Annotated in this window: 8 protein-coding genes and 1 other annotated feature; all 8 genes read right to left on the bottom strand. The window is 41.4% G+C overall.

The window, feature by feature from the left end:
- Positions 1-118 precede the first annotated feature (118 nt).
- The 8 genes from glyS to ybeY all read right to left on the bottom strand — a co-directional run bounded on the left by glyS (position 119) and on the right by ybeY (position 6,622).
- The gene (gene glyS, locus ACFWE9_RS10855; RefSeq protein ID WP_377356733.1) at positions 119-2,185 is read right to left on the bottom strand and encodes a glycine--tRNA ligase subunit beta; all 2,067 of its coding nucleotides are present in this window, start codon (positions 2,183-2,185) and stop codon (positions 119-121) included.
- Positions 2,172-3,068 (bottom strand): glycine--tRNA ligase subunit alpha, encoded by an 897-nt coding sequence (glyQ, locus tag ACFWE9_RS10850; protein WP_230155294.1) that lies wholly within the window; start codon positions 3,066-3,068, stop codon positions 2,172-2,174. Before glyQ ends, glyS begins: the two co-directional genes overlap by 14 nt.
- 100 nt (positions 3,069-3,168) lie before the next feature.
- Positions 3,169-3,346, bottom strand: a binding site (T-box leader).
- Positions 3,347-3,403: 57 nt separating this feature from the next.
- Positions 3,404-4,156 carry a DNA repair protein RecO gene (gene recO, locus ACFWE9_RS10845; protein WP_230155293.1) on the bottom strand — a complete coding sequence of 251 codons (753 nt, stop codon included), beginning with the start codon at positions 4,154-4,156 and terminating at the stop codon, positions 3,404-3,406.
- A 31-nt stretch (positions 4,157-4,187) separates the two neighbouring features.
- Complete coding sequence (locus ACFWE9_RS10840; RefSeq protein ID WP_230155292.1) at positions 4,188-4,331, bottom strand: YqzL family protein; 144 nt, start codon at positions 4,329-4,331, stop codon at positions 4,188-4,190.
- A 99-nt stretch (positions 4,332-4,430) separates the two neighbouring features.
- Positions 4,431-5,360 (bottom strand): GTPase Era, encoded by a 930-nt coding sequence (gene era, locus ACFWE9_RS10835; RefSeq protein WP_230155291.1) that lies wholly within the window; start codon positions 5,358-5,360, stop codon positions 4,431-4,433.
- Complete coding sequence (gene cdd, locus ACFWE9_RS10830; RefSeq protein ID WP_230155384.1) at positions 5,353-5,751, bottom strand: cytidine deaminase; 399 nt, start codon at positions 5,749-5,751, stop codon at positions 5,353-5,355. Before cdd ends, era begins: the two co-directional genes overlap by 8 nt.
- 39 nt (positions 5,752-5,790) lie before the next feature.
- Entirely contained in the window at positions 5,791-6,168 is a 378-nt protein-coding gene (locus ACFWE9_RS10825) for a diacylglycerol kinase family protein (RefSeq protein WP_063233011.1), read from the bottom strand.
- The gene (ybeY, locus tag ACFWE9_RS10820; RefSeq protein ID WP_230155382.1) at positions 6,146-6,622 is read right to left on the bottom strand and encodes an rRNA maturation RNase YbeY; all 477 of its coding nucleotides are present in this window, start codon (positions 6,620-6,622) and stop codon (positions 6,146-6,148) included. The genes ACFWE9_RS10825 and ybeY overlap by 23 nt, the downstream gene beginning before the upstream one ends.

The following is a 6,622-nucleotide window of genomic DNA, read 5'->3' as shown; positions in this document are numbered from 1 at the left end:
ATTATATACTAAATATGTAATAAAGGCATGTTTGTCCTATTGATTAACGATTTTATCTGTTTAAGAAATCGGAAACCCTTATTTAGAGGGTTTCCGATTTTCAGACACCCTTCAATTATTAAAGGATGATTTTGTTCATGGCTGCAAAACCTGCAACCAAATCACTTATTTCCTTCATAAGGGATAAACGGTTATTACGGATTGCTTCATCATCTGCCATGACCATTGTATTCTCGAAATAGGACTCGATTTCCGATTGGAGTGAAATAAGCAGTTCAAACCGTTCATTCTCAATTTTAGTTTCAGTATAACGCTTTGCTATATCTTGATATTTTTCGTATAGCGCTTTTTCTTGATCATTTTCAAAAGCATTTGAATCCACTGACACTTTATTGTCACACTTTACGGCAATGTTCATGACCCGACTTAAAGCTTCCAGGCTTTCTTTAAAACCTGCTTCGTCTTTTTTCGCATCCAAGACGTGTGCACGTTCTACGATAGAGTGAATAAAACCGATCTCATTGAACAGAACTGCGTCAATCAAATCGTAACGGATCTGCTGTTCTTGTAGTAAATGCTTGACCCGGGCTTTAAAGAAAGTGAACATATCCGCTTTAACTTCCTCAGGATCGCGTTTTAAGATGTTCTTTGATTCAAGTCCCTTAAGGCCTAAAACAATAAGCTCTTCTAAAGAGATATTCCATTTCTTCTCGGCTAAAATTTGAACGACACCACTCGCCTGCCTTCTTAAAGCATATGGATCCTGGGAACCTGTCGGTATGACACCTATAGCAAAGAATGACGCCAAAGTATCCATTTTTTCAGCTAAACTAACAACCGCTCCAATGACTGAAGGCGGCACATCGTCATCCGCATGTCTCGGCATATAGTGTTCATTGATTGCCGCGGCCACTTCTTTGGCTTCTCCTTTTAGGAGTGCATACTTCTCACCCATGTAACCTTGCAATTCAGGGAATTCATAAACCATATTACTCACCAAATCAAATTTGGCAATTTCTGCTGCACGCAGCGCCATTTCTTTTTCAGCCTTTAAATTCAGAGCATCCGCAAGGTCACCGGTCATTGCAGTAACTCGGGCAGTTTTCTCGGCCAACGTACCGATTTCTTCATGATAAACGATGCTGTCAAGCTTTTTCAAAGCATCTGCAATCTCTTTTTTCTGATCTTCTTTATAGAAGAATCCTGCATCCGAGAGGCGGGCGCGCAAAACTTTTTCATTTCCTTTAGAAACCTTATCCAAATGACGATCATCCCCGTTACGCACCGTTACAAAGAAAGCAAGTAATTTGCCGTCTTGATCTTTAACCGGGAAATAACGTTGGTGTTCCTTCATCGAAGTGATCAGTACCTCTGCAGGAAGCTCAAGGAATTCTTCTTCAAAATGTCCAAATAACGCCGTTGGATACTCTACCAAATTATTGACTTCTTCAAGCAGTTCTTCATCAACTGGGATGATCCAGCCTTTTTCCTGCTCAAGCTTTTTAATTTGATCTAAAATAACTTGTCGGCGTTTATCAGGATCCGCCATGACAAATTGTTTTCTTAATGTTTCTTCGTACTGTGCCGGCTCTTCGATGATTGCGTTATCGCCCAAGAAACGATGTCCCTTCGTTTCACGGCCCGTTTCCACATCAGCGATGGTAAATGGCACTACCTCATTACCGAACAAGGCAATCAGCCATTTAATCGGCCGGACGAAGCGGAGCTCTTGATTGGCCCAACGCATATTTTTCGGGAACGTCATGCCGCTGATGATTTCAGCAAGCTGAGACAAAAGCTGAACTGTCGGCTGTCCTTTAATGAATTTATTCACATGGACATATTCAACACCCTTAAGTTCTTTAAAATAAATATCCTCTGAAGTCATCCCTTGACCCCTGACGAATCCCAATGCTGCTTTAGACCAGTTGCCTTCGCTATCCAAAGCGATTTTCTTAGCCGGTCCTTTTGCTTCTTCTTCGATATCCTTTTGCGATGCTTCCACGTCTTTCACCAATATGGCCAAACGTCTTGGTGTGGAAAAAGCTTCAACCGTTCCGAATTCAATCGCTTTTTCCGTTAGCCATTTCTGCACTTTATCTGACAACTGTTTCATGGATGCTGTCACAAAACGAGCCGGCAACTCTTCCAATCCAATTTCCAATAACAAATCACGCTTGCTCATTTGTATTCTCCCCTTTCAATTTTAGTATCGGGAAGCCTAATTTTTCCCGCTCCTCATAGAAGGTTTTAGCAACCTTACGCGCTAAGTTACGGCACCGGGCAATATATCCGGTTCTTTCCGTCACCGAGATGGCCCCTTTGGCATCCAAAAGGTTAAAAGTATGTGAGCATTTCAAAACATAATCATAGGCTGGATGTACAAGCCCTTCTTCCATTTGGCGATGTGCCTCCTTTTCATACATTGTGAAAAGTTGAAACAGCATATCAAGGTCCGATGTTTCAAAGGTATATTTTGAGTGCTCATATTCCGGCTGTCCAAAAATATCACGTACTGTGAATCCTTCTGTCCATTCGAGGTCAAATACGTTTTCCTTATCTTGAATGTAAGAAGCAAGACGTTCGATCCCGTATGTAATCTCCACGGAAACCGGCTTACACTCAAGACCGCCTACTTGTTGGAAATATGTAAATTGTGTAATTTCCATACCATCAAGCCAAACTTCCCAACCGAGACCAGCACATCCTAGAGATGGATTTTCCCAATTGTCCTCTACAAAGCGAATATCATGTTCAAGCGGATTAATCCCTAATGATCGCAGTGAATCCAGATATAATTCTTGGATATTGTCTGGTGACGGCTTCATGATCACTTGGAATTGATGATGCTGATACAGCCGATTAGGATTCTCACCATAACGGCCGTCTGCCGGACGGCGTGACGGCTCCACGTAAGCAACGCTCCAAGGCTCAGGTCCAATGGCTCTAAGGAACGTATATGGGCTCATCGTTCCAGCCCCTTTCTCGACATCATAAGCATTCATTAAGATGCAGCCCTGTTCTGACCAATGCTTTTGTAACGTTAAAATCATATTTTGAATATTCATCGTACACCTCCAGGTTATTTAAAACGGCTCTTTGAAAAATTCGGGAACGGAATTCATACACTTTTTTGCAAACAAAAAACTCCCGTCCCTATGCGAAATGCATAGGGACGAGAGTTTACCCGCGGTTCCACCCTAATTGCCGTTTATTAAAACGGCCTCTTTTCAAAGCAATATGCTCCGGAAACGCCCTTCCCTGTAAATCCATATCCCGGCTTCCACTATCCCAGGTTCGCTTTTTATGGAGAATGACAGATACTCTTTTCCATCAACGCAATCTTCTTATTTTGATGATTAGAATTTTATACAAACTAGCTTGGAATGTCAATAGGCCAGAACTAAAACATATCTTTCATCGTATCAATCTGTTTTAGGAACTTTTTTGATTTCAAATGAAGGCCAGAATATTCCTCATAGTAAGCATCAATGATTTTCCGCAGTTCTTTTTTCGTTTCAGGCTTAACGGAAATGTTTCCGAGTCTTGATAAATCCAAATAATAAAATATCCGCAGCAATTTGACGGCTGCCGGTGAAATTTTATAATGATAGGGGTCTTTTCCCAGACAGCGGTGGCAAATAAAACCCGCCTCCCGAAGCGAGAATGAGAATTCCCCTTCCGTTTCGCCACAAACAGCACATTGATCAAGCACCGGGTTAATCCCGTTGACGGGCAGCATTTTCATTTCAAAAATGAATTTCAAAACTTCTGCATCATATTCTTCGTTTATGTAATGCAAGGTTTGCGAAAGCAATTCAAACAAATATGGATTCGGTTTTTTATCATCGACGCTTTTATCAAGCAATTCAACAATGTAAGAAGCATAGGCAGTGGCAAAAAGATCCTCCCTAATAAAACGAAGCGAGTCGACCATTTCCCCCTGCTGAAGACTTCCGAGTCCGGTTGATGTTGTTACAAGAAAATACCCGGAGCAAAAAAGCTGGGTGACGGCAGCAAGCCTACTGTTAGGTTTACTGGCTCCTCTAGCCATAACACCAATTTTTCCTAGCTCTCGGGTATATATAGTAATGATTTTGTTATTTTCTCCATATGCAGTTCGCCTTATGACAATGCCTTCACATTTTTGGAGCACCAAGACACCACCCATGCTCGCCAAGACTAACCTATGAAACAGGAAAATCAAATTCTGCTAGCTCTTCATTCAATACCAAGGGTCTCTCCTGTCTTTCGACTTCTATCTCCTTAAACAGCAAATAGGTGTCCACATTACCTGTTTCACTAAATAATTCCCAGGTAAAATCCAACATATAAAGCCCACCTTTCATTTTTAACTAGCAATATGAATATCCGACCATATGATTAGCTTGACCGTTTTCCAAACTTTCATGAAGCGTAAATTTTGCTAATTAATACTCGCTCTCATTGAAACCATAATCGCGAAGCTGGCTGGCTTTGTTACGCCAATCCTTCTGTACCTTGACCCACAGTTCCAAGAATACCTTTGAGCCCAGTAAGTTCTCTATGTCCACTCTCGCACGGCTCCCGACTTCTTTAAGCATTTTCCCTTGCTTTCCGATGACGATGCCTTTTTGTGAATCACGCTCGACAACAATCGTCGCCATGACATTAATGGTATCGCTGTTGTCCATTTTTTTAATTGAATCGATGACAACGGCCACTGAATGCGGAATTTCTTCACGTGTCAGGTGAAGTACCTTTTCACGGACCAATTCGGAAATGATAAAACGTTCCGGATGGTCGGTCACTTGGTCAGCTGGATAAAACTGTGGCCCTTCTGGCAGGTGGTCCTTTATCTGGGCAAGCAGTGTATCGACATTATTTCCTTCAAGCGCAGAAATCGGAACGACTGCCGCAAAAGGGTATAGTTGTTGGTATTTTTCAATGATCGGAAGCAATTCATCCGGGTGCATCGCATCGATTTTGTTTACTACAAGGAAAACAGGCGTTTTTACGGTTTGAAGTTTTTCAATGATAAACTCGTCACCACGTCCGTATCCTTCGGTCGCATTGATCATGAAGAGAATCAAATCGACTTCTTTCAATGTATTCGTCGCCACTTTCATCATAAAGTCGCCAAGTTTATGCTTTGGTTTATGGATGCCTGGTGTATCAATGAAAATCATTTGTGAATCGTTTTGTGTTAGGACACCCTGAACCTTATTTCTAGTAGTTTGCGGTTTATCACTCATGATGGCAATTTTTTGACCGATAACCCGGTTCAGAAACGTGCTTTTTCCGACATTAGGTCGGCCAATAATCGAAATGAAACCTGATTTGTAACCTTTTACTTGTGTTTCGTCAAATAATTTATCCATTTAAATCCTCCGGTGAAAAAGCTCCTGGAAGCAATTCCTGTACTGTTAGTTCTTTTATATCCCCATTTAAGTTGGTCAAAACAACCGGCATATCCTGTTCGCACAGTTCTGAAATAACCTGCCTGCACGCCCCGCATGGAGAGACGGGACCATCGGTATCTGCCACGACTGCAAGTTTGGTGAATGTTTTATCGTTATGGGCATAAGCGCTGAATAAAGCGGTCCTTTCGGCGCAATTACACATGCTGTATGCAGCATTTTCTATATTACAACCATGATAGACCTTGCCATCCGCGGTTAAAAGGGCTGCACCCACTTTAAATTTGGAATAAGGCACATAAGCTTTTTCCCTTGCTTTTTTAGCTTCCTCAATCAATTCATTCGTATTCAATTCACATCGTCCTTTCAAATTGAGTACCATTTTCGCCACCTACAGGCCAAACTTAGGCAAAAAGATAATCAAACCAACTATTATAGAAAATATAGCATATATGAATACAGCTCCGGCTGCAATATCTTTTGCCTGCTTGGCGAGTGGATGGATTTGATCCGTTACTAGGTCTACTACCCTTTCAATCGCTGAATTAACTAGCTCTAGCGTAATAGTCCCGGCAATGGCTGCCAAAATGAAGAGCCATTCCATCCCATTCAATGAAAAGTACCAGCCAAAGAATACGACGATTGCCGTTAACGCGAAATGAATCTTAATATTGCGCTCCGTTCGTACTGCCTCCAAAATCCCCTGACAGGCAAAAGAGAAACTTTTTAATAAAGGATACCGTTTTTTATCCTTCTCTTGAAAGTCCATATTCTTCCAAGATCTCCTTTTGTTTAGTGAACATCTCTTTTTCCTCTTCTTCATTCATGTGATCGAAGCCTAATAAATGCAGAAAACCATGCAGCGCTAAAAATCCAAGTTCACGGTCAAAAGAATGACCATATTCTTCAGCCTGCTCTTTCGTGCGCTCAATGGAAATGATGATATCGCCTAACATGCGAGGCATTTCCGCGCCGACAATTTCCACTTCATCTTCACCCATTTCTTCAAGTGCAAAAGAAATGACATCTGTAGCTGAATCTTTATGACGATATTCTTTATTGATTTCCCGAATTCTCTCATTGTTTACAAATGTGACAGACAACTCGGTATCTAATTCAATGTTTTCTTTTTTTGCTGCAAATTGCAGAATGCTTTCAACAAGTTGCTGAGCTTCTTCCGTTACTTCGTTCGTTTCATCCAATAAATCGATTTCTAAAATCAT

Source organism: Peribacillus sp. NPDC060253 (assembly GCF_042727425.1).
Taxonomy (GTDB): Bacteria; Bacillota; Bacilli; order Bacillales; family DSM-1321; genus Peribacillus.
Note: the sequence above shows the minus strand (reverse complement) of the source record. Positions and strands in the feature narration are given on the sequence as shown.